This is a genomic window from Rossellomorea pakistanensis (genome assembly GCF_016908495.1).
Lineage (GTDB): Bacteria > Bacillota > Bacilli > Bacillales > Bacillaceae_B > Rossellomorea > Rossellomorea pakistanensis.
Genome location: NZ_JAFBDZ010000005.1, coordinates 117,440 through 137,896 on the forward strand (window position 1 = coordinate 117,440; position 20,457 = coordinate 137,896).

General features: G+C 38.4%; 21 protein-coding genes. 13 read left to right on the forward strand and 8 right to left on the reverse strand.

The window, feature by feature from the left end; all coding sequences use genetic code 11:
* Positions 1–222: 222 nt before the first annotated feature.
* Positions 223–993 carry a TSUP family transporter gene (locus tag JOC86_RS20560; RefSeq protein WP_205174827.1) on the reverse strand — a complete coding sequence of 257 codons (771 nt, stop codon included), beginning with the start codon at positions 991–993 and terminating at the stop codon, positions 223–225.
* 206 nt (positions 994–1,199) lie between these two features.
* Here JOC86_RS20560 and JOC86_RS20565 point away from each other — a divergent pair, with 206 nt between their 5' ends.
* A complete protein-coding gene (locus JOC86_RS20565; RefSeq protein ID WP_205174828.1) occupies positions 1,200–1,979 on the forward strand; it encodes a TrmB family transcriptional regulator in 780 nt (259 codons plus the stop codon).
* Positions 1,980–2,019: 40 nt separating this feature from the next.
* Complete coding sequence (gene menC, locus JOC86_RS20570) at positions 2,020–3,144, forward strand: o-succinylbenzoate synthase (protein WP_239587748.1); 1,125 nt, start codon at positions 2,020–2,022, stop codon at positions 3,142–3,144.
* Between the two features lie 108 nt (positions 3,145–3,252).
* Here the strand turns inward: menC and tatC are convergent, their stop codons facing one another.
* The 4 genes from tatC to JOC86_RS20590 all read right to left on the reverse strand — a co-directional run bounded on the left by tatC (position 3,253) and on the right by JOC86_RS20590 (position 6,118).
* Complete coding sequence (gene tatC, locus JOC86_RS20575) at positions 3,253–3,981, reverse strand: twin-arginine translocase subunit TatC (RefSeq protein ID WP_205174829.1); 729 nt, start codon at positions 3,979–3,981, stop codon at positions 3,253–3,255.
* A gap of 71 nt (positions 3,982–4,052) precedes the next feature.
* Positions 4,053–4,262 (reverse strand): twin-arginine translocase TatA/TatE family subunit, encoded by a 210-nt coding sequence (locus JOC86_RS20580; RefSeq protein WP_205174830.1) that lies wholly within the window; start codon positions 4,260–4,262, stop codon positions 4,053–4,055.
* 16 nt (positions 4,263–4,278) lie between these two features.
* Complete coding sequence (locus JOC86_RS20585; protein ID WP_205174831.1) at positions 4,279–4,467, reverse strand: hypothetical protein; 189 nt, start codon at positions 4,465–4,467, stop codon at positions 4,279–4,281.
* Positions 4,468–4,495: 28 nt separating this feature from the next.
* Positions 4,496–6,118, reverse strand: a complete 1,623-nt coding sequence (locus JOC86_RS20590) for a PhoX family protein (RefSeq protein WP_205174832.1) — start codon at positions 6,116–6,118, stop codon at positions 4,496–4,498.
* Positions 6,119–6,623: 505 nt separating this feature from the next.
* Here JOC86_RS20590 and JOC86_RS20595 point away from each other — a divergent pair.
* The 3 genes from JOC86_RS20595 (at position 6,624) to JOC86_RS20605 (ending at position 10,525) form a co-directional block, all read left to right on the forward strand.
* The gene (locus JOC86_RS20595; RefSeq protein ID WP_205174833.1) at positions 6,624–7,598 is read left to right on the forward strand and encodes a nuclease-related domain-containing protein; all 975 of its coding nucleotides are present in this window, start codon (positions 6,624–6,626) and stop codon (positions 7,596–7,598) included.
* A gap of 705 nt (positions 7,599–8,303) precedes the next feature.
* Positions 8,304–9,590 (forward strand): GTPase HflX, encoded by a 1,287-nt coding sequence (hflX, locus tag JOC86_RS20600; RefSeq protein WP_205174834.1) that lies wholly within the window; start codon positions 8,304–8,306, stop codon positions 9,588–9,590.
* Positions 9,591–9,625: 35 nt separating this feature from the next.
* Positions 9,626–10,525, forward strand: coding sequence for a macrolide 2'-phosphotransferase (locus JOC86_RS20605; RefSeq protein WP_205174835.1), 900 nt, complete (start codon positions 9,626–9,628; stop codon positions 10,523–10,525).
* 58 nt (positions 10,526–10,583) lie between these two features.
* Here the strand turns inward: JOC86_RS20605 and JOC86_RS20610 are convergent, their stop codons facing one another.
* Entirely contained in the window at positions 10,584–12,185 is a 1,602-nt protein-coding gene (locus JOC86_RS20610; RefSeq protein ID WP_205174836.1) for an ABC1 kinase family protein, read from the reverse strand.
* 244 nt (positions 12,186–12,429) lie between these two features.
* Between JOC86_RS20610 and JOC86_RS20615 the strand changes: the two genes are divergently transcribed.
* The gene (locus JOC86_RS20615) at positions 12,430–12,609 is read left to right on the forward strand and encodes a DUF6933 domain-containing protein (RefSeq protein WP_205174837.1); all 180 of its coding nucleotides are present in this window, start codon (positions 12,430–12,432) and stop codon (positions 12,607–12,609) included.
* 23 nt (positions 12,610–12,632) lie between these two features.
* The gene (locus JOC86_RS20620) at positions 12,633–12,845 is read left to right on the forward strand and encodes a hypothetical protein (protein ID WP_205174838.1); all 213 of its coding nucleotides are present in this window, start codon (positions 12,633–12,635) and stop codon (positions 12,843–12,845) included.
* A gap of 54 nt (positions 12,846–12,899) precedes the next feature.
* On the opposite strand, the gene JOC86_RS20625 is transcribed toward JOC86_RS20620, so the two are convergent.
* The gene (locus tag JOC86_RS20625) at positions 12,900–13,307 is read right to left on the reverse strand and encodes a hypothetical protein (RefSeq protein WP_205174839.1); all 408 of its coding nucleotides are present in this window, start codon (positions 13,305–13,307) and stop codon (positions 12,900–12,902) included.
* 261 nt (positions 13,308–13,568) lie between these two features.
* Between JOC86_RS20625 and JOC86_RS20630 the strand changes: the two genes are divergently transcribed.
* From JOC86_RS20630 to JOC86_RS20650, 5 genes are all read left to right on the forward strand, one after another.
* On the forward strand, positions 13,569–13,763 hold the full coding sequence (locus tag JOC86_RS20630) for a YwbE family protein (RefSeq protein ID WP_205174840.1): 195 nt from the start codon (positions 13,569–13,571) through the stop codon (positions 13,761–13,763).
* 19 nt (positions 13,764–13,782) lie between these two features.
* Entirely contained in the window at positions 13,783–14,013 is a 231-nt protein-coding gene (locus JOC86_RS20635; protein WP_205174841.1) for an excisionase family DNA-binding protein, read from the forward strand.
* Positions 14,014–14,036: 23 nt separating this feature from the next.
* On the forward strand, positions 14,037–14,477 hold the full coding sequence (locus JOC86_RS20640; RefSeq protein ID WP_205174842.1) for a UPF0158 family protein: 441 nt from the start codon (positions 14,037–14,039) through the stop codon (positions 14,475–14,477).
* Between the two features lie 397 nt (positions 14,478–14,874).
* Positions 14,875–15,633: a metal-binding protein ZinT gene (locus JOC86_RS20645; RefSeq protein WP_205174843.1), complete on the forward strand. Its 759-nt coding sequence runs from the start codon at positions 14,875–14,877 to the stop codon at positions 15,631–15,633.
* Positions 15,634–15,647: 14 nt separating this feature from the next.
* The gene (locus JOC86_RS20650) at positions 15,648–15,842 is read left to right on the forward strand and encodes a hypothetical protein (RefSeq protein WP_205174844.1); all 195 of its coding nucleotides are present in this window, start codon (positions 15,648–15,650) and stop codon (positions 15,840–15,842) included.
* A gap of 193 nt (positions 15,843–16,035) precedes the next feature.
* Here JOC86_RS20650 and abc-f read toward each other — a convergent pair whose 3' ends face one another.
* Complete coding sequence (abc-f, locus tag JOC86_RS20655; RefSeq protein ID WP_205174845.1) at positions 16,036–17,667, reverse strand: ribosomal protection-like ABC-F family protein; 1,632 nt, start codon at positions 17,665–17,667, stop codon at positions 16,036–16,038.
* A gap of 746 nt (positions 17,668–18,413) precedes the next feature.
* Here abc-f and JOC86_RS20660 point away from each other — a divergent pair.
* On the forward strand, positions 18,414–20,357 hold the full coding sequence (locus tag JOC86_RS20660; protein WP_205174846.1) for a BglG family transcription antiterminator: 1,944 nt from the start codon (positions 18,414–18,416) through the stop codon (positions 20,355–20,357).
* Positions 20,358–20,457: the final 100 nt, after the last annotated feature.

The window sequence follows — 20,457 nt, forward strand, 5'->3', positions numbered from 1 at the left end:
AAAAATACTGATATATTGAACTTTGGTCATTATATTGTTCAAGTCCCATAAACGCCTTTATAAAGAAAACGATCAGAAGTTTAATCCTCTGATCGTTTTTCGTCTATTCAGTATTAATTGTTATGGTATTAAACAGTATAATTGCTAAATTGGATTTTGTACTTCAAAACAGAACCCGTTCTCCCATTCTAAATGGTGTGACGTAAGGTCTTTTTTACGCCATTATATATTTCTAACATAATCCCACATATTCTTCCCGATCAAAAAAACCGTAACCAAAATGAATAACACTCGTACATACGCTGCTCCCTTTTTAATAGCAAAATGAGAACCCACTAAGGCTCCTGCTATCATAGAAATCCCCATCGGTATACCATATGCAAAATGAACCAGATCAAGAAAAATGAAGAGGATCAGGGCTGCAATGTTGCTCCCAAAGTTTAGAAATTTGGCATTTCCCGCTGATTGTAAAAAATCGAAGCCGATCATTAAAAAGGCAAACAAAATAAATGAACCTGTTCCCGCGCCTAAAAACCCATCATAAAAACCAATTCCAAATATGACAAGGGCAAAGAGCAAGGCTTTTTGCCAGGTGAGCTTTCGATACGTTGATTCACTTCCCCAGTTTTTCTTTAGAATCGTATAGATAGCGACAACGATTAAGAGAACCAATACCAATGGTTTTAATAGGTCGGGAGAGAGAAAATTAACCAGTAAAGCCCCTAATAAGGACCCTATAAAGACTAGGGGAAACAGTTTCGATACTAGACGGAAATCAACTTTTCCCGATCTGATAAAGGCAATCGTACTTGTCAACGACCCCATTGAACTGGCCAACTTATTGGTAGCAATCGCTACAGAAGGAGGAAGTCCAGAAAATAATAAAGCGGGTATCGAGATTAATCCTCCTCCCCCAACAACCGAATCAATAAAAGCAGCTAGAAATCCGAAACCTATCAATAACAGAAGTGTATAAGCATGAATATCTTCCATCCGAGTAACCTCCTTATTGTAGAAGAACGAGTCTACAAATTCGTTGTAAAGGATTAATATTTAATTAGTCACTATTAAGATAGTAACTAAATTATTTTCCCCTGTAAATAGGAAATTCGTTGTTCCAACATTTCTAACAGAATCGATTTCACAAAGAGATTTGTTATGATAGGGTTATAAACTTACTATTTGTGCTGGAGGGTACTATGCAAGATCTCATTCAAAAAATTCAATCGCTAGGTTTTAGTCAGTATGAAGCAAAGGCTTATGTTTCTTTAGTCCGCCAAGGAACAACGAGTGCGTACCAAGTAAGTAAAGAATCGGGAATTCCAAGGGCACGTATATACGAAATATTGAATGGGCTTGAGGAAGAGGGGATTGTGATCAAAGAGGCAATTAATGATTCGGTTCAATACTCTCCGCTGCCTGTCGATGTATTTTTAGAATCCGTCCAATCGAAATGGGACCAAACCTATCAATCCATAAGCCATACATTAAAAGACATAGAACAAACAGACCCTATACCTGACAACCGTGTTATGACCCTTAAAGGGGAAAGGCATATCCTATCCTTTTGTCGGACCCTATTGAAAAAGGCTGAAAAAAGAATTGTCGTTTCTTTGTGGGACAAGATGTATGAGAGACTGGAACAAGACCTAGAAGTTAAAACAATGAATTGCAGTCTAAAAGGTATTGTCTTTCAGGTGGAAAATCCATTATCGGGTCTAGATCTCCATCGTAAGACAAGCTATGTTGATACTATCGGAGAAAATAAATGGTTTATCCTGTCCATTGATGGTCGGGAAATGATCTATGGTCCATCTATTGAAGAAAGAGAAACAGCCTTTTACACAGACGATCCTGTTCATATTTATCTTCTGGAGAATTATATTTGGCATGATATCCTTGTGAATCGCCTAGTGAAAAGGGGTCAAGAGGATACGGAAAAATGGATTTCAAAGGAAAGAAATCAATTTTTCCAGTAGCCAAAGGTAGCCTATTAAATCTAGTTAAGGGGGAATCTAGATGAGTCATCTTCAACCAATTCAACTAAAGGAAGTTACTCTACATAAATTAATGATGCGTTTAAAATCGCCTTTTTCAACAAGCTTTGGAACCTTTCAGGATAAAGAGTTTTTTGTGATTGAGGCAGTAGGGGAGAGTGGATTGATTGGCTGGGGGGAGAGTGTCGCTTTTTCAAGTCCGTGGTATACGGAAGAAACGTTCAAAACGAACGAGCATATGCTGGAGGATTTTTTAATTCCGCTTTTATTGGAAAACCCAGTGAATCATCCGGATGAAGTATCAGAGCGTTTTCTGCCAATTCGCCGCAACAATATGGCGAAAGCAGCACTCGAAGGAGCCGTTTGGGATCTTTATTCGAAGCAACTGGGAATTCCGTTGGCGAAAGCATTAGGTGGAACGAAAAAAGAAATCGACGTCGGGATTAGCATTGGTGTCCAAGATACAATGAACGATTTGATTCAATTGATAGAAGGGTATCTAGAGGAAGGCTATAAACGGATAAAGGTGAAGATTAAGCCTGGCTGGGATGTTGAGGTTATCAAAGAACTACGCAGAAATTTTCCAAGTCTTCCATTTATGGCCGATGCCAATTCGGCGTATACGTTAAAAGACATTGAACTGCTAAAACAATTAGATGAGTACAATTTATTGATGATTGAACAGCCGCTTGCCTATGACGATATTGTTGATCATGCGATACTCCAGAAAGAACTGAAGACACCCATCTGCCTTGATGAAAGCATCCTTTCATTTGAAGATGCCAGAAAAGCCATCGAACTGGGAAGCTGCCAAATCATTAATATTAAAATTGGCCGGGTCGGTGGATTATCCGAGGCGAAAAAAATCCATGACTACTGCAAACAAAAAGGGATTGCTGTTTGGTGTGGGGGCATGCTTGAAGCGGGAATAGGGCGAGCCCATAATATTGCTCTCACAACGCTGGATCAATTCATCCTCCCTGGCGATACCGCGGGGTCCTCCCGATACTGGGAGAGAGACATCATTGATCCAGAGGTCACCGTTCATAATGGACAAATCGTCGTTCCGGACACTTCTGGAATAGGTTATGAAGTAAATCGGGAGGTACTTAGAAGCTATACCATCGAAACTAAGACGTTTTCGTAATGAAAGTTGGTTTTTAAAGGGCCTTTTGTATAACGAATTTGGTCAATCATCTTCATCTCCCTTTTGTTTTAAAAACAGGTTGCCAGCAACGGCAACCTGTTAAAAAGCTTATTCAAAAGATAATTCGTTTCTTTTCAGCTTTCTTCGGAAAACAACTTTTGATAATAGCACACTACATTCATATAAAAACAACAGTGGGATGATGACTAGAATATCTGACAGAATATCTGGCGGCGTGATGAGAACAGCCGTTACGATTAAAATGAAATAAGCATACTTTCTAATTTTTTGTAAACGGTAAGGGTTTAAGACTCCTAGACTTGTTAGGAACATAATAATGACTGGAAGTTCAAATAAAAACCCGAATGGTAGAGTCATATGGATCAAAAAGCGAAAATATTTTTCGGTCGTGAAGAAGGTCATCACCATATCTTCCGTTAAGGACAGAAGGAAGTTTAAGACAATTGGGAAGATAATGAAGTACCCAAAGCCGATTCCTAAAATAAAGAGAATAAATAGAGCTGGAATATAAGCTAATGTCACCTTCTGCTCTTTTTCGTTCAATGCCGGCCGAACAAAAAGCCATACCTGGTGGGCAGCAACAGGAATCGAACCGGCAATCGCGATGACACCTGCAAGTATGAAATAGACCCAGATGATATCACTTGGACCAAGAACAGCGAGCTTGATCGATAAATCTTGTACTAACCAATTGTAGATATTTTCAACATAGATAAAGGCGATGATAAATAATAGGATAAAAAATCCTAATGTAATGATAAGGCGTTTACGTAATTCTTCTAAGTGACCGACTAGATTCATATTCTGGGTATCCATTGATTAACACTCCCTCTTACAAAAAAGAGATGCAAGCGTTAAACATGACTTACATCTCCCCGTTCTTTTTACTAAACTGCTTTCTTATCTTTATTCTTGAATTTATCTTTCTCTTCGTTGCTGCTATCGTCATCTGAAACGAGGTCACGTGTAGATTTTTTGAATTCTTTCAGCGTTGAACCGAATGCACGTCCAATTTCCGGCAATTTGGAAGGACCGAAAACAATCAAAGCGATCACAAGTACAAGGATTAATCCTGGAATTCCAATATTTTGTAACATCATAATACCCTCCTATTCAAATTACAGTTTCTAATGGTATTTTTTTCTGAGGAAAAAAGTTAAACAATTTGTAATCCGCTTTTTCACTGCAAATATGGCATCTGTAACTTCCGAAATCCTTATCTTCTTCTGAAATTAAGTGAATATGTGGAAGGTGAATGATCTCTAAACCTTCCTTTACATGTTTAGAACAAACGATGATCATCCAAAAACTCCTTCCATGCTCATGCCTTTTATTTAAAACGGCCACCTTGAATCGCTACTAAGCAAGAGCGACCGAACTTTTGTCCAGGGTAAGGATTCCATGTAGACGGATGTTGAACGTCTAGGAATAACGTTTTTTCATCCGGTGTCAGCCATGGACCTGTCACTTCAGAGCCTTGTGGGCCTGAGGCAAATTGGTGCGGGATTCCATATTCCTTCCCATCGGTTGGAATCATGAACACACCGCAGTTTTTGTAAGCTGCATACATATTATCTTCTGTAGCAGCAAAGTCTTCTACGACCCAAAGGTTTCCTTTGCTATCAAAGTGAAGATTATCGGGACATGTGATCCCGCTTTGCTGTCCACCCGCCACAAATACTTCGAAAGTAAATGAATCGCTGCCATGATCGTCATTTTCAGGAACAAATCGGATAATTTGTCCATGGAAATTTCCGTGGTCTGAATTATTCGTTAAGGATAAGAAAACACTTCCGTCTTCTGGGTGAATTTCAACATCTTCTGGGCGATCTAAACGGGTACCCCCGACAATTTTTGCTGCTTTACGTGCATTTGTTAATACATCTGCTTGGTCATCAAATTCTTTTTGAAGTGCTGGATTTGCAGCATAATCCAGGGCAATCCATTCTTGCTTTCCAAGGTTGGCTACATATAACGTTCCTTTTTCTAAAAGATCAAAGTTCGCATTGCGGTTCTTTTTATTGAATTTTTTTTCACTGACGAATTTGTAGAAGCACTCATCACGGCTATCGTCACCCATATAAACGACTACTTTACCATCTTTTGTTAGGCCCATTGCTGCGTTCTCATGTGCGAAACGACCTAACGCTGTATGCTTGCGAACTGGTTTGGAAGCATCGAACGGATCAACTTCAACCACCCAACCGTAGTGCTCATCAGTGAAATTAGGCCAACCATAATCGTCACCGTATTCTGTGTTCTCCTCACAGGATAAGGCGGTATCCCATAAAGTACGACCGCCACTACAGTTTCCAAGAGAACCTTCAACAGTAGTCGCTCCTTTAACAGACTTACTTCCACGGGCAGGACCTGTTAATTGGATCGGAGTTTTCCCATCAACACGACGGTTATAGGTATCATCTTGAACCATTTTCCACTCGCCGTTTTCTTTTTTTACACGAATAACGGAACCACCCACGGCTACCTTTTCCATCTCTAGCAACTCAGGGTATTTTGACTGGGAAAGCTTTTCTTTAACAGTGTCATAAGATTCATTGATTCCTAGAATCTCCATGTAGTTACCAGGCTCAGGGAATTCGTGGTTCACCCAGATTAACCCTTCTTCTGAATCGGTGCCTCCCTCTAAACTATCGATAGGGAAGTAAACAGTAAGGTCAGCAGCATCCCCGAAGATTTCCCCTTTAGAGTTGATTTGATCTCCATAAGAAGCAACGATGTTGTATCTATAGCCCTTTGACAAAACTAAGTCATTTTCCCATGTGCGATCAATTGGTTTGAATGGCGTCGTAAGTGGTTTCCCGCCACCTTTCCCATGACCTTTGCCATGCTTTTTAGCATCTGCTGTATCGGATAAAACACCAAGTCCAGTCGAAGCAGCAACTAGGGCAGCAGTACCGCTTCCAACGTATGTTAAAAATAATCGGCGATCCATTTCTAAGCACTCCTCTGCAAAATATGTAGAATCTCTTAACACCTCCTATTGTAGTGATATTGGAGGCAAATTTTAATGAATTAGATGTAAACTATTGTTAAAAAACGATAAAGATTGTTAACTTTTTTGATTATTTTATTATTGGGAGAAAGGTCTCTTGAAATGATGGGGTGAGAAGTGGTTTTAGTGAGCGGAGGCTTTTAAAGATAGTTCAGGTAGTTAGATGTAGTTCTATTACATTATTTTGAATGTGAAGAATCAATTTTGTAAAAGGGTGTTTACATAAATCGCGAATTTGCAGTCGAAATTTGTCGAACGGTCAATATATTAGTGGTTTTGGACAAATAAAGTGGAGCGACGGACAAATTATCTAAGCCGACGGACAAATTAACGCCAAAAATGGACAAATTATTGCCCTCCGAATATATTATCATGGCAAAAAGAAGGAATCAGTTAAGCTAATATAGAATAAAACTATGATTCTTACATAATAAGGAGTGATCTATTGATTATTAAGGCAAGAAAACCCTCTATATTCCTCATGCAGCTAGAAACTTTACTCAAAAGAATAAAGCCCCAGCATCCAAGGCGGGCTTTAGTAGAAAAAGACTATCAAAAATTTAGAGCGGGTTATAATGGAGAAAAGTCTATTGACTACTACCTCTCTGATCAAATCGAAAGTAAAAAAACCTTCCTATTTCATGATCTCCGTTTACCCCAAAAGGATAAATATTTCCAACTTGATACGCTAATTTTGACCCCCGCTGTTCATATTTTCTTAGAAATAAAGAATATTTCCGGGACGATCTTTTTTGAAAGGAAGTTTAAGCAAATTATTCGAAAAACAAAAGAAGGCTTAGAGGAAGGGTTTCCAGATCCATTATTCCAAATTGAACGACAAACTGCCTTATTAAAAAAATTCCTCTTGAAATTAAATACTCTTCCTACTCCACTGATCCCACTAGTCGTCATTAGCAACCCCAACACCGTTATTAAATCAAATGACAGCAGCCTATCCGATACGATTTTACATGCCGCCAGACTCCCTTTTCGAATAAACGAAATTTTAGGTAGCTTTCCTAATGAAATCCTGCACTCAAAGGACATGAATAGAATTAAAAGAGCTTTATTAAAGCAAAACGCTCCCCAAACGATCAATGTTTTTGATCGATATTCCCTAAAATCGAATGATATTATAAAAGGTGTTGAATGCGGGCAATGTGGAACATTTAAGATGAAAAAGAAAAACAGAAGATGGAGATGTGATCACTGCTTGTGCGTCGATTCCTTAGCCTATATCGAAGCTTTAAAGGACTTTGCACGTCTATATGGGCCATCCATCACCAATCGTCAACTAAGGGAGTTTTGTTTGATTTCTTCTACATCGGTTGCCAATAAGATCTTATCATCCCTAAACTGTCCTTTTACAGGGGGAACGAAAGGGAGAATTTACGATCTTTCCGGATTGCTTGATAGGTAGCGTGAACTGTGAAATGAGTCGAAATTTATCGAACGGTCAATATATTAGTGGTTTTGGACAAATAAAGTGGAGCGACGGACAAATTATCTAAGCTCACGGACAAATAAACACACAAAATGGACAAATGAATCGCTAAGTTATATTGAGGCTAACTTTGGCTATTCTGATATTTTCAAAAAAATAACACTAGTCAAATAAAAGATAATATGTTATAATATTCCTAACTTTTAATGAACGGAGGGTTTCCAAAAATGGCAACAATTAGACTACGATTCCGCGCTTTGAACCACTAATTGAATAGTGTTCGAAGACTCTGCCTGTGTGCAGGGTTAACGGGATTGGTCTGCCTATTTTTAAGGAAACTCAAATTACGATACGTAAAAAGAGGGCGAGACGACTCAGCCCTCTTTTTGTCGTCTTTAAAAATAGTAACTAAATATCTAATGGTGAGGTTTATACTGATGCATATGTGTCAGGATTAACGACTAACGACCGACCATTTGGAGGACCGATAAATTCAGGGAAGGTGTAGCTTGTTCATTCAAGCTGGGCTTCTTAGTTTACATGTTTTCTTCCGTTACTCAAAACACAGGCAATGGGTCTGTGTTTTTTATTATTAGATAAGAATGTATAAAAATTTGGAGTGCTTATGGATTCAAGGAGCTTCAGCTTTTCTTATGAAAATTGAATGGAGGAAACAAACATATGATGGAACAAAAAGAGCGTGCCCTGTTGGTTGGAGTAAATTTAAAAAATCAGCATGAGATTGATTTTAACTATTCGATGGAGGAGCTTAAAGAGTTAGCGATTGCTTGTGAGATGGAAGTTGTTGGGATGGTTTCGCAAAAATTAAACCGTGTAAATACTTCTCATTATATTGGGAAAGGCAAAATCGAGGAGGTTATCCAATGCATCGAGCATCAAGAGGCTAATGTGGTCGTTTTTGATGATGAATTATCACCTTCACAAATCAAAAATCTCGAATCCGATCTGGATTGCAAGGTTATTGATCGAACGATGCTCATCCTTGATATTTTCGGAGAGCGGGCTAAAACAAAAGAGGCAAAGCTTCAAGTCGAGGTGGCACAATTAGAATATATGCTCCCTAGATTAATCGGACTTCGTGAATCGCTGGGCCGTCAAGGCGGCGGTTCTGGTTTGAAAAACAGAGGAGCAGGTGAAACGAAGCTCGAATTAGATCGGAGGAAAATTGAAGAAAGGATCACTTCTCTAAATAAAGAGCTTGAGATCCTCGTCTCACAACGAGAAATGCAGCGTAAACAACGTCGGAAAAATGAAATCCCCATCGTTTCCTTAGTAGGGTATACGAATGCCGGGAAGTCAACGATTATGAATGCTATGGTTGAAAGGTTCAATAAGTCGACGAATAAACAGGTGTTCGAAAAAGATATGCTATTTGCTACTCTCGATACTTCTGTTAGAAGCATCAAGCTGCCAGATAACAAATCATTTTTATTAACCGATACGGTGGGATTTGTAGCCAAATTGCCCCACCATCTTGTTAAAGCATTTCGATCTACACTAGAAGAGGTAGCAGAGGCGGATCTTCTAATCCATGTGGTTGATTATTCAAATCCACATTACCAAAAGATGATCGACACGACTCTTGAAACACTGAAGAAATTAGAAATCCAGGATATCCCAATGATCTATGCCTTTAATAAGGCAGACCTTGTGCAATTAGAGATTCCAAAAGTTACTGACCATAATGTGTATCTTTCAGCTAAACAAAAAATCGGGATTGACCAGATGAATGAGCTTATTAAACGAGAGATTTTCAAAGACTATATCCTCTGTGAAATGCTGATTCCTTATGAAAAGGGAGAAATTATTTCCTATTTAAATGAATATGCAAATGTTTTGGAAACCAGCTATGAACCAGATGGAACAAAGGTGAAGCTAGATTGTAAAAATAATGATTATGAAAAATATCAGCAATATGTTGTCACGGAAGAGCAAGCAAATATTTAATGGGAGTTATTTTAACTAACAAAGGAGGAGTAAAAATGACCAAGATAAGTGAAAAAGAAAGAATCATGAAATTAGCAAGTGAGCATGGACTAACTCTAGATGTTCATTCGATTGAATTCGATGAATCGGGAGCGGACTTTCAAGTAGCATTTGGGAATGATCTAAAAGGAGGCCCGTGGGTGCTTCGAATTCCACGAAGGGAAAACGTCGTTGAAGTAGCCTTATATGAAAAGAAAATAGTAAACTTTTTAAATCAGAAAGTACGTTTTCAAGTACCATGCTGGGAGATATGTACTCCAACACTGATTGCGTATCCAATGCTTGAAGGAAAGCCTGCCGCTACCATTGATCCTAATGAAAAGGCATATGTTTGGTATATTGATGAAAACGATCCTCCTAGCTGCTTTTTTGATTCCCTTGCAGAGGTAATGGTAGAGCTTCATGGAATTGACCATCAACAAGCTCATGAAGAGGGGATCAAAGTATCTGCTCCAAGGGAAATCAGGGAATCATTAGCCAAGCAAATGAATGAAGTAAAGAAGGACTTTGCTATAAATGAAAAGCTCTGGGAAAGATGGCAAAATTGGCTTTCGGACGATTCCTTTTGGCCGCAGCATTCTGCATTTGTTCATGGGGATTTACATCCTGGGCATATATTGGTCAATGAAGATCATGTAGTTACAGGATTGTTAGATTGGACGGAGGCTAAAGTATCCGATCCAGCGACTGACTTTGTTCTTTTCTGTGCAGTGTTTGGAAAAGAGAGATTAGAGAGTTTTGTGAAAAAATATGAAGCAGCAGGTGGGAAAACTTGGCCGCGGATGGTTGAACACATTGAAGAACGCCATGCGGCATACCCGCTTCTAATTGCACAATTCGCACTCATAACAGGTGAAAAAGAGTATATTGAGATGGCGAAACAAGCGTTGGCTTAAAAGTGGTCCATAACAAAAAGAAAGGGAACGTCTCCCTTTCTTTTTTTATAGGCGTTGTTTAACGCCCTATCCGTTTCCGCTGCTTCCAACTAGATACTAAATATCCAATTAGCGAAAAAGCTGCTAAGCCTAGCCCGCCTTGCCATAAAAGGTCTTTTTCTACATACATGCCGGCAAAGGCTCCTGCAACTCCCGCGAGTCCCAAATAAAACAGTTGCCTTTTTTGGTTCTCATAAAGGGTAAAATAAAAACTATTTTGCTGATGGCGTTCTTTTTGCTCTAACAGTCGTTGTGGGGACTGGACGAAATCCTTTAGTGTATGGACGGCTTGAAAAATAGGCTGAGAATTGAGCCAGTTTAGCAGTAACCTCCATTTATTTGTATTGCTGGTACTTAACCAATCCATGAATGCGGGTTTCACAATTTCCAACATATCTTTATCAGGACTGATTGTCATGATTAATCCTTCAATCGTTGCAAACGAGCGTCCAAGAAAAATGAATCGAGTCGGGACTTGAATCGGTAATGATTTAACAAGATCATTCATCTGTTTTTTGGCGGCAAGTAGATCCAGCTCTTTGAGTTTCTCGAAATCAAATGACATCGCTTCTTTTAATAAATCTTCTATTATTTTGTGGTCTGCAGCCGGAAGTAAGAATCCTAAAGATGCCAAAGCCTCTACCGCGTTAGTATAGTTTTTCAGCAGGATGGCCTCTAATAAGGATTGAAAATGGGCGGCATCTTTTTTCGAGATTTCTCCAACCATCCCAAAGTCAAGTAAGATGATTGTACCATCGGGCTTCACGAGTACATTCCCTGAATGGGGGTCAGCATGGAAAATTCCAGCTTCGAGCCATTGGGGAAGAAAGATTCGCACTAAACGTTCAGAAATTTCATTTCGGTCAATCTGTAACTGATTTATTTTTTCAACATCATTTATCCTGATTCCATCAATCCACTCCATGACTAAAACCTTATCGGTACAAAGTGTGGTGAACATTTCTGGAACCTTTACCTGATCGATGGAACTAAATCGTTCTTTAAAAGTAATGGCGGTCTGCATTTCTTTTTTAAAATCAAGTTCGCGCTCAATGACTTGCCTTAATTCTTGATAGAGCTTTTTGAAATCAATAAACCCCTTCGGTACTGGTGCAAAGTGACGAGCGAACCATATGATGATGGCTAGGGTTTTGAAGTCGGTTTTTACGAGTGTTTGAATGATGGAGCGTTGCACCTTTATCGCTACGAGTGTGCCATCTTTTAATTGTCCTTTGTAGACTTCTCCAATGGAAGCAGAAGCTACTGCTTTAGGGTCAATGGAATAAAGCTTTTCTTCAATAGGACTCTCCCACTCATTCTCGAGGGTTCTTTTCGTTTCTTCCCATGAGGAAGCAGGGACCTGATCGACTAGATCCTGTATTTGTGAAATAAACCCTTTTGGAAGGAGGTCTGCACGAATACTTAATAGCTGACCTATTTTTATTAAGACACCTTCAAGCTCAAATAGGGTTTCTCGAAATTCTCGTCCAATTCGTTCCCATAATAATTCTTTTTCCGATTCCGATTTGCGGAGAATTCGGTACCAATAAACACGCACCACAACCGAAAGAGCAAACGATAAAACCTTCCACATCCTCCAAAGCTTTCGTTCCTTCTTCATATGTATTCCCCCAGCAACTTATTTCCCTCTAGTGTACCAAGTAATACGTACAATGGAATAAAAAGGTTTCAACTATTAAACTTTAACACATTAAAGCGCTGCGGGACGGTTCTCGATTGCGGTAATGTGTTAAAGTTTCATGCTAATAGATAAAACATGTTTACTCAATTATTTAATGTGGCAAAATAGGTATTAATAGGATTCATGGAAGAAGGATACCTGATCATGGAGAGAAGAAAGTAGTATGTTCTATATTGGACCCACACAGAAGCTTAAAAAAGAAATGGGTATAGAGTTAGAAGAGGCCCCAAAAGAACTAGAGAAAAGTTTGAATACTTGGCATATGAATATGTTTAAAGTAGGCCGTTACAAGTGTGTTGTCGTGATGAATGATTTAACTCTCTATAATTTAGAATCCTCATGATTCGAAAGGGCCGTCTAATAAACATGAAAAATACCATTCTTCAAAAACTTCTTGGACAAGGTGAAGAAATGACTTTCATAAAAACTCATAATCGAAGAGTTGTTGGTCACATGGTTGACCTAATTAAGGCAATAAATAACCGCTTTAAAAACGAGTCAGAGCTAAAAGAAGCTAATGAGTTTAGATGGGTATTTTCTGTGGATAATATGCGAAAAGAGCTTGGTAGATTAGAATAAATGCGAATCTTAGAATAGTCATTACAACCTATATAGGGGAGTTAATGGCTCCCCCTAATAAACCACAAAATATTCCTTTGAGGCACAACCATGACAGGTCTTGCTGTCAAAGCGGTGTTCAGGAGGAAACTTCTTATGGCAAAATTGACAAAATCGATACTGCCGTTTTCGGCTATTGATTGTTTTTATCATGTAATCAAGAAGCATTTCACTTCTATCGATCGCCAATTCTAGTTCCTGCCGATCTAATGAGTATTTATCAATTTTAGTTGGAACAGGACTATGTGGGCCGTCCCATTGAATGGCGCCATAACCGAAAGTAACTCTTTCTTTAGTAATCCGAATATAGATTTCTAGCTGATCATGTGTCCATTCTACAATCAGATTATAAACCCTGTCTCCATCTTGGGGATGAAAACTTTCTAATAAATCCTTTATCCATTCCCGTACCTGTCGCCGCATAGAATCGCCTCCCGTTCAAGTAGAATATAGTAATAGCTTATTATAAAAGCAGAGTGATTTTTTGAAGGGGTTCTCGTTGAAAGAGCGTAATACTTTAATGCTTTACCTCACTCGGGGACGGTTCTCGATTGCGTTAAAGCAATCGAGAACCGTCCCCGAGTGCTTTAACGTGCTAAAACCCCCTCATGACTAGCTTCCAATTCGGGGTATCCTTTATAATGGTAACAAATATAGAACATGCCAAATAGATAGGAGTATTGTATGAACGGACAACAGAGAGCGAGTATTCGAGCAGGTCTTGAAGTGGAGATTGTTCTGAAGCAGGATCAGCGTTCAGGGAAGCTGACACGTGGAGTTGTGAAAGATATTTTGACGAATTCCGCTAATCATCCACATGGGATCAAGGTAAGATTAGAGGATGGCCAAGTTGGCAGAGTGAAGAATATTATTGGTTAGACGAAAGGGAGGAGAGATTATGTATATTACGATAAAAGAAGCAGCCGAGTATTTAACCCTTCCCGAGGCCTACATTCAAGAATTGATTCAAGAAAAGAAAATTCGCGCAATCTTTGACGGTGACCAATATTTAGTCAACAAAGATCATTTTAAGAACTATCAAGACGAACTAGAGAAATATAAAATTCAATTAGAAGAATGGAGAAACGAACCACTGCCGGAAGATCCGGATGTAAAGGATGAAGATTAATCAATAACTAGGGGCGACTCTCATTGGAATTAATAGATGAATTAGCGGACGCATATTTACAAAGATCCTATGAATTACAAAATGTACTGAATATCAATACAGGAGAAATTTTTCTGGATGGTGATGAAGGGATAACAGGTGAACCAGGCCTCAATTGGGATGACGAAGAGGCAGATGATTTATACATCATTCCGCAAATCTCTTCAAGCGAAGGCTTCGATGTTATGCATCAATTCACATTAGAACAGGACAGGGATGTATCAAACAAATTACTAAATGTTCTTAATCAAAATAAGTCTTTTCGAAGGTTCAAAGATAAGGTTATTCAATTAAACCTTGAGGAACAGTGGTATAAATACGAAAAGAAAGCCGCTGAAAAAGCCGTTTTGGGATGGTTAGGAGAGATTGGTCAATCTTATCAAGACCTTAATAAAAAATACTTGAGTCATAATGACCCTTTTTAGAAGACAGGGCTGTCCCATAAGGTGTCCGGAATGTAGCTTAAAATAAATGTTCGTTGAAATGGCATTTTTGAGGAAAAAAGAATCCATTTTGATCGATTTCGATCAAAATGGATTCTTCTCTATTTAGATAAAAGTCAGTTTTGATAAAAAGTTCGATCATTTATAAATAAAGTTTGATTAAAAAATCCTGTATGAGATGCAGGATTTTTCTGTTCCGCTTGTGCAATTTTTGATCATTCACGATAAATAAACACTATACTCTTTGCACGTTTTTCTATGTGTCTCGTGATCACAAAAAATAGCCGCAACACTTTATTCAACGTTTCCTTTGACGAACACACAATGTAAATGTATAATTAAATCGTAATCATTACTATTTAAAAAGGAGTGTTTATTAATGAAGATTTCATTTGCAAAAGGGTTAAGCATATTAGTTTTCAGTTCACTACTAGTAGCGTGTCAGACTTCAGATTCATCCGAAAGCGAGTCTGCTGATGAAACAACACCATCCTCATCCGTTGTAGAAGACTCTTCTGGAACCCCAGAGCAAACATCTGAAAGTCACACACATGAAGGTGAACACGATCACGACCATAGTCATGCACATGATGAAGAAACAGAGCAAATTTATAACGGATATTTTAAAGACAGCCAAGTGAAGGATCGTTCACTTTCCGATTGGGAAGGAGACTGGCAATCTGTATATCCATATCTACAAGATGGTACGCTTGACGAGGTATTTGCTGATAAAGCAGAACATGAAGGTGACATGACAGCTAAAGAATATAAGGAGTACTATAATAAAGGGTATCAAACAGATGTTGAGCGTATCGTGATTCAAGGGGATACTGTAACGATGTATAAAAATGGTGAAGAATCTTCTGGTGAGTATATCTACGATGGGTACGAAATTCTAACATATGATGCGGGAAATAGAGGAGTAAGATACATATTTAAACTAGAAGAAGAAGCTGAAGGGCTTCCTCAATATATTCAATTTAGTGACCATAGTATCTATCCAAATGAAGCTGGTCACTATCATCTGTATTGGGGTGACGACCGCGAAGCTTTGTTGGAGGAAGTCCTCAACTGGCCTACCTACTACCCTACAAAAATGGATGGACACGATATTGCCCATGAGATGATGGCGCATTAAATTAGGAGTAGCGATTGACAAGTATGTATGATTCAAAGGTTACCATTCCAGAAGAATTTAAAATTAGTAGTTTTGTTATACCAGCTAATTTATGTTTGACTTCCTACCAACTTAAGTTAGGCAAAGAGAATCGCCATTTTTCAGGCCATCTTGATTTACAGTCTTCTGGAATAGGACGGGAATTACCCAGCAAGACAGGCAGAAAATGATCAAACTTTTGTATAAAACCGAAACTTAAAACTGTTAAATAAGAATCCATTTTGATTAAACTTTTTCAAAATGGATTCTCTTATTTACCGTAAAATACGGGTTTGCGAGGTGTTTTTGATTAAACTTTGATTCAAAGCAACATCTGATTTAACGGAATTAAGATTTTAGTATGTTTTTGCAAGATTCCATCCATCACTTAAGCTTATTTATTTGTTTCGTAAGTTCTTTAAATCTCAAATCGAGTTCTGAGTACGCTTCATCATTTGGTGTGATAAAGCTAAGCTTTCCTAAAACTTCTTGTCTTTCTGTTTCAAGCTTTAAACGTAATTCATCCTGATTATCTCTTTTTCGAGGTGCTTCTTGCAATTGCTTTTGGATGCGATTGTTCGAAAATACCAGTTTAGTATTCGTCGTTTTTTCAAGAAAGTATCGATCATGAGAAACGACAAGTAATGTACCATTGTACTTGGCTAATGTATTTTCTAATTGCTCACGTGAAGGTAGATCAAGATGATTGGTCGGTTCGTCTAAAATGAGCACATCTTTTTCTTCTAGAATATATGCCATCAATTTACACTTCACACGCTCTCCCATACTCATGTTTCGAATGGGTTCTGTCCACCCCGATGCCGTAAATCCTAAATGCTTCATTAAATTTTGAACTTTTCCTCTCGCTTCGAATGTTTCTTTATAGAATAGCTGCTCAGGAGTTTGTTCCAATGGTAAATCAAACACTTCTTGTGTTAAGTAGCCGATTTGGGCAGATGGTGAAATCCATACTTCTCCATCAGCCGTTTCCTGTCCGACGATCACTTTCAATAAAGTTGTTTTTCCACTGCCATTCGGCCCTATTAATGAAACCTTCTCACCGTGCTGAATCGTAAAGTTGGCGTTTTTAAATAAAATAGATCCATTAAACGCCTTTGATAGATTCTTAACTTCTAGAAACCGTTTTCCTACCTTATTTTTTGCTTTCATCGAAAAGTGAACTTCATACTCTGACTCAACAGGCTCCACTTTTGCCTTTTCGAGCTCTTTTTCAAGACGCTTTTGTTTTGATTTTACTTGAGCATCCATACGCTTAGCTTTTACACGATAGTGCTCTTTGAAGCCTTCCTTTTTCGTCGATTGTGCATGCGCTTTTTTCGACCAAGAAGTGAGCTCATTCATTTGCGCTTCAATGCGTTCCGTCATTTTTCGCTGTTTTTCATATTCACGTTGCTGAGTAAGCCTTTTCTGTTTGCGAAACTCCATATAACTGGAATAATTCCCTTTGTGTTCAATAAGTTGTTTCCCTTCAATCGACCAAATTTTTGTGGCAACAGCATCTAAAAAATACCGATCATGGGAAACCAGAATAATGGTGCCTTTATATTTCTCGATTTGTTCTTTAAGGAACTCCGTACTTTGTTCATCGAGATGGTTGGTCGGTTCGTCTAATAATAAAAGATGGGCATCTATTGAAAGACCCTTTGCAAGTCGTGCTTTCAACTTCTCCCCTCCGCTTAATTGTGAAAAATTTCGGATTGGTACATTCCATTTTTTTAGTAAAGCTTCTTCTGAAGGTGTCACTTCTTCGAAAGAATACATTTCCGCTTCTTGTTCAATAAAAGCCATGTTCAAGTTTGGTTGCAGCCATTCAATTCGTCCTTTAGTCGGCACTAAGTCATTATGGATCAATTGCAGTAAGGTAGATTTACCAGCACCATTTTTGCCAATAATTCCGATCATATCTCCTTGCTGTACGCTGGCATTTACATCTTTAAAAATCGTAAGATCCATTATTTCGAAGCTGATATTTCGTAATTTAAGCAGCTCTTTCATACAATCTTCCCCTTTCTTAAAAGGGAGAATAAAAAAATCCTCCCAATTCATTTGGAAGGATTAGTCGCATTTTTATATTGCTCAAAATAAGCTATTTCATTAAATAGCTCTACAGTTTATAGAAAATGGGCAGACTAATCCTATTTCGTATGATTTGAAATATGCGATTTCAAATTTTAAAAATAAGATTATTTGTCCATCGTCCACCCATCATCCTTTCCGTCGTTTAATAAAAACATTGTAGCATAACTCATCTGGAAAAGAAAAGGAAGGATTTCTTCCTAAATCAATCCATTCAGGTGTACCTTACTTCAAATCGGTAAAGGTCATTTATGTCAGACATTATTAAATAGAATCAATCTTTATTTTAGGCAATTATTAGGAACCGCAACTTCCAGATATAGAAGATACCCTCTATATGGATGTTGTGTTCCGTATGGATTTAAAATAAGACTGTTTTCCAAACGAGTGTTATTTTTTAGGAACATCGAAAAGGTTGATCTTCTCTGCAGGTCCGAGACTCCTGCGGGAGTAGCGGGACAGGTGAGACCTAAGCAAGGCGACGGGGAGGCTCACCGCCCGCCCCGCGGAAAGAGAGCAACCTTTCGCTGCACCAACCAACCCCTTTTCAAATAACAATAACTTTTACGAAATAACTTGGTTTTAACATCCCCCGATTTTTTGTTTTCTCCAACTTTTCTAGTAAAATAAGACCAACAAAGTGAACGTTTAAAGCAGGTGCAGGGATGAACAACCGACAAAAAGAAATCTTAAGAATTTTATTAACAGAAACAGAAGAGCCATTGTTAGTACAGGACATTGCTAACAAACTAGATTGCTCGGAGAAAACGATTCGCAATGATTTAAAAATCATTGAACAATACATTGGTTCTCATACAACAGGTTCTCTCATTCGGAAGCCGGGTCTGGGAGTTTATTTAGAAATCAATCAAAATGAAAAAACGACTTTATTTCATGAGCTTCATCTCTCTCAGGGTCATGATCCTAATACTTCTGATGAAAAAAGGATTTTAGAGATTGCTTATGAACTATTGATGAACCCACAGCCACTTTCTTCCCAGAAGCTGGCGGAGGTGCATTATGTAACGAAAACGGTGATAAGAAAGGATCTGGATCGAATTGAAAGCTGGCTTAGTGAGGTCGGACTTGAGCTTGTCTCAAAGCAAAAGGTAGGTCTCCATATTGAAGGCTCCGAACATCTTCGTCGAAAAGCGTTAAGTCGGTTATCCCTTCTTGTTCATAATTCGAGTTTCAGCCATCAGTTTATAAGTGAAAAATTCTCTTCCTATGAAGTCGAGATTGTAAAAAGTGAACTAAAATCACTACAGAAAAAGCATTCTCTTTATTTTACAGATGAAACGATGGAGAGCTTACTCATTCATACTCTATTCACGATTAGAAGGACGAAGCTGAAACGGCCCATCACGATTTCCTCACAGGAAAAAGAAGAAATCATCAACCGGCCGGAATTTCGATGGGCAGAGGAGCTCCTAAAGAAACTAGGGGTTATTTTCGTTGTCCATTTTTCTGAGGAAGAAGTCGTTTACTTGGCTCTTCACTTGCTTGGAGGGAAACTGCGTTTACAACAAGGATTCCATGACCCCGGGGATGGTCCTGTTCTGACAGATATCATTCACAAATTAACCAACCGAATGTCGAGCTTGATGAACATTGATTTTAAAAAGGATCGTACATTAATTGAGGGGTTACATGTTCATTTGTATTCAGCATTGAACAGATTAAAATTCAACCTAAACGTTTCAAATCCAATGCTCCATGATATTAAAAGAATGTATCCGTATATGTTCAATATGGTCATTGAGAGTATAAATGAAATCAACGATTCCTTTTCACTTTCCATTCCGGAAGAAGAAGCAGCCTATCTCACCTTGCATTTTCAGGCTTCTCTTGAAAGACTCACCGAAATGCGAAACAAAGTGAGAAATGTCATTATCGTTTGCCATATGGGAGTAGGAATGTCGCAGTTGCTTCGAACAAAACTAGAGAAAAAATACGATTCCCTTCATATTCTCGGTTGTATTTCAAAGTCAGATTTGGAAGACTACCTTTCCCAGCATAGTGTCGATCTCGTCATTTCGACTATTGAGCTCAGACCATTGAAAGTACCGACTATCGTTATTTCGCCATTACTAGATCGAGGAGAAGAGCAAAAACTAGAGAAATTCCTAAGCGAAATCGATGGTTCCAATCAAAGGAATGGTTTTTCTACATTAATGAAATATATGGATGCTTCGCTTATCTTTATCCATCAAAAAAGTGATCATCGTTACAAACTAATTGAAGAAATGGCTTTTGCCCTATATAAAAAAGGGTATGTGGAAAAGAACTATGTCTTTAGTGCTGTTCAGCGTGAAAGAATGTCCTCAACTAGTATCGGCTCAGGAATCTCTATTCCACATGGTAGCCCAAATTTCATCAAAAAATCTGTAGTGGCTGTTTCTACTTTAAAAGAAGCAGTAGAGTGGGGAAACGAGAAGGTGAACTTAATCTTTATGATTGCCGTGAAAAATGAAGGACAAGAATCTAAGATGCTTTTCCAGGAGCTATCAAAGATCAGTGAATCCCCTGCTTTTATTCGAGAGCTAATGGAAGCTGTCGATAAGGAAAGCTTCCTTTTACATCTGCAAAAGGGGAATCGGAATAGTTAGTGAAATGAAGTTAAAACTAAACAGACCAATACCGAGGTGTCCTAAACATAAACTTCCGCTTTAACAGCGCAGCACCTCTAATTTTTCCCTAACTTCCGGA

Coding starts and splice junctions, on each gene's coding strand:
- JOC86_RS20660 (WP_205174846.1), top strand. CDS start 18,414: ATGAACAACCGACAAAAAGAAATCTTAAGAATTTTATTAACAGAAACA.
- JOC86_RS20625 (WP_205174839.1), bottom strand. CDS start 13,307: ATGCGGCGACAGGTACGGGAATGGATAAAGGATTTATTAGAAAGTTTT.
- JOC86_RS20610 (WP_205174836.1), bottom strand. CDS start 12,185: ATGAAGAAGGAACGAAAGCTTTGGAGGATGTGGAAGGTTTTATCGTTT.
- JOC86_RS20585 (WP_205174831.1), bottom strand. CDS start 4,467: ATGATCATCGTTTGTTCTAAACATGTAAAGGAAGGTTTAGAGATCATT.
- JOC86_RS20635 (WP_205174841.1), top strand. CDS start 13,783: ATGTATATTACGATAAAAGAAGCAGCCGAGTATTTAACCCTTCCCGAG.
- JOC86_RS20590 (WP_205174832.1), bottom strand. CDS start 6,118: ATGGATCGCCGATTATTTTTAACATACGTTGGAAGCGGTACTGCTGCC.
- JOC86_RS20630 (WP_205174840.1), top strand. CDS start 13,569: ATGAACGGACAACAGAGAGCGAGTATTCGAGCAGGTCTTGAAGTGGAG.
- JOC86_RS20560 (WP_205174827.1), bottom strand. CDS start 993: ATGGAAGATATTCATGCTTATACACTTCTGTTATTGATAGGTTTCGGA.
- JOC86_RS20605 (WP_205174835.1), top strand. CDS start 9,626: ATGACCAAGATAAGTGAAAAAGAAAGAATCATGAAATTAGCAAGTGAG.
- JOC86_RS20615 (WP_205174837.1), top strand. CDS start 12,430: ATGTTCTATATTGGACCCACACAGAAGCTTAAAAAAGAAATGGGTATA.
- JOC86_RS20565 (WP_205174828.1), top strand. CDS start 1,200: ATGCAAGATCTCATTCAAAAAATTCAATCGCTAGGTTTTAGTCAGTAT.
- JOC86_RS20620 (WP_205174838.1), top strand. CDS start 12,633: ATGAAAAATACCATTCTTCAAAAACTTCTTGGACAAGGTGAAGAAATG.
- abc-f (WP_205174845.1), bottom strand. CDS start 17,667: ATGAAAGAGCTGCTTAAATTACGAAATATCAGCTTCGAAATAATGGAT.
- JOC86_RS20580 (WP_205174830.1), bottom strand. CDS start 4,262: ATGTTACAAAATATTGGAATTCCAGGATTAATCCTTGTACTTGTGATC.
- menC (WP_239587748.1), top strand. CDS start 2,020: ATGAGTCATCTTCAACCAATTCAACTAAAGGAAGTTACTCTACATAAA.
- hflX (WP_205174834.1), top strand. CDS start 8,304: ATGATGGAACAAAAAGAGCGTGCCCTGTTGGTTGGAGTAAATTTAAAA.
- JOC86_RS20645 (WP_205174843.1), top strand. CDS start 14,875: ATGAAGATTTCATTTGCAAAAGGGTTAAGCATATTAGTTTTCAGTTCA.
- tatC (WP_205174829.1), bottom strand. CDS start 3,981: ATGGATACCCAGAATATGAATCTAGTCGGTCACTTAGAAGAATTACGT.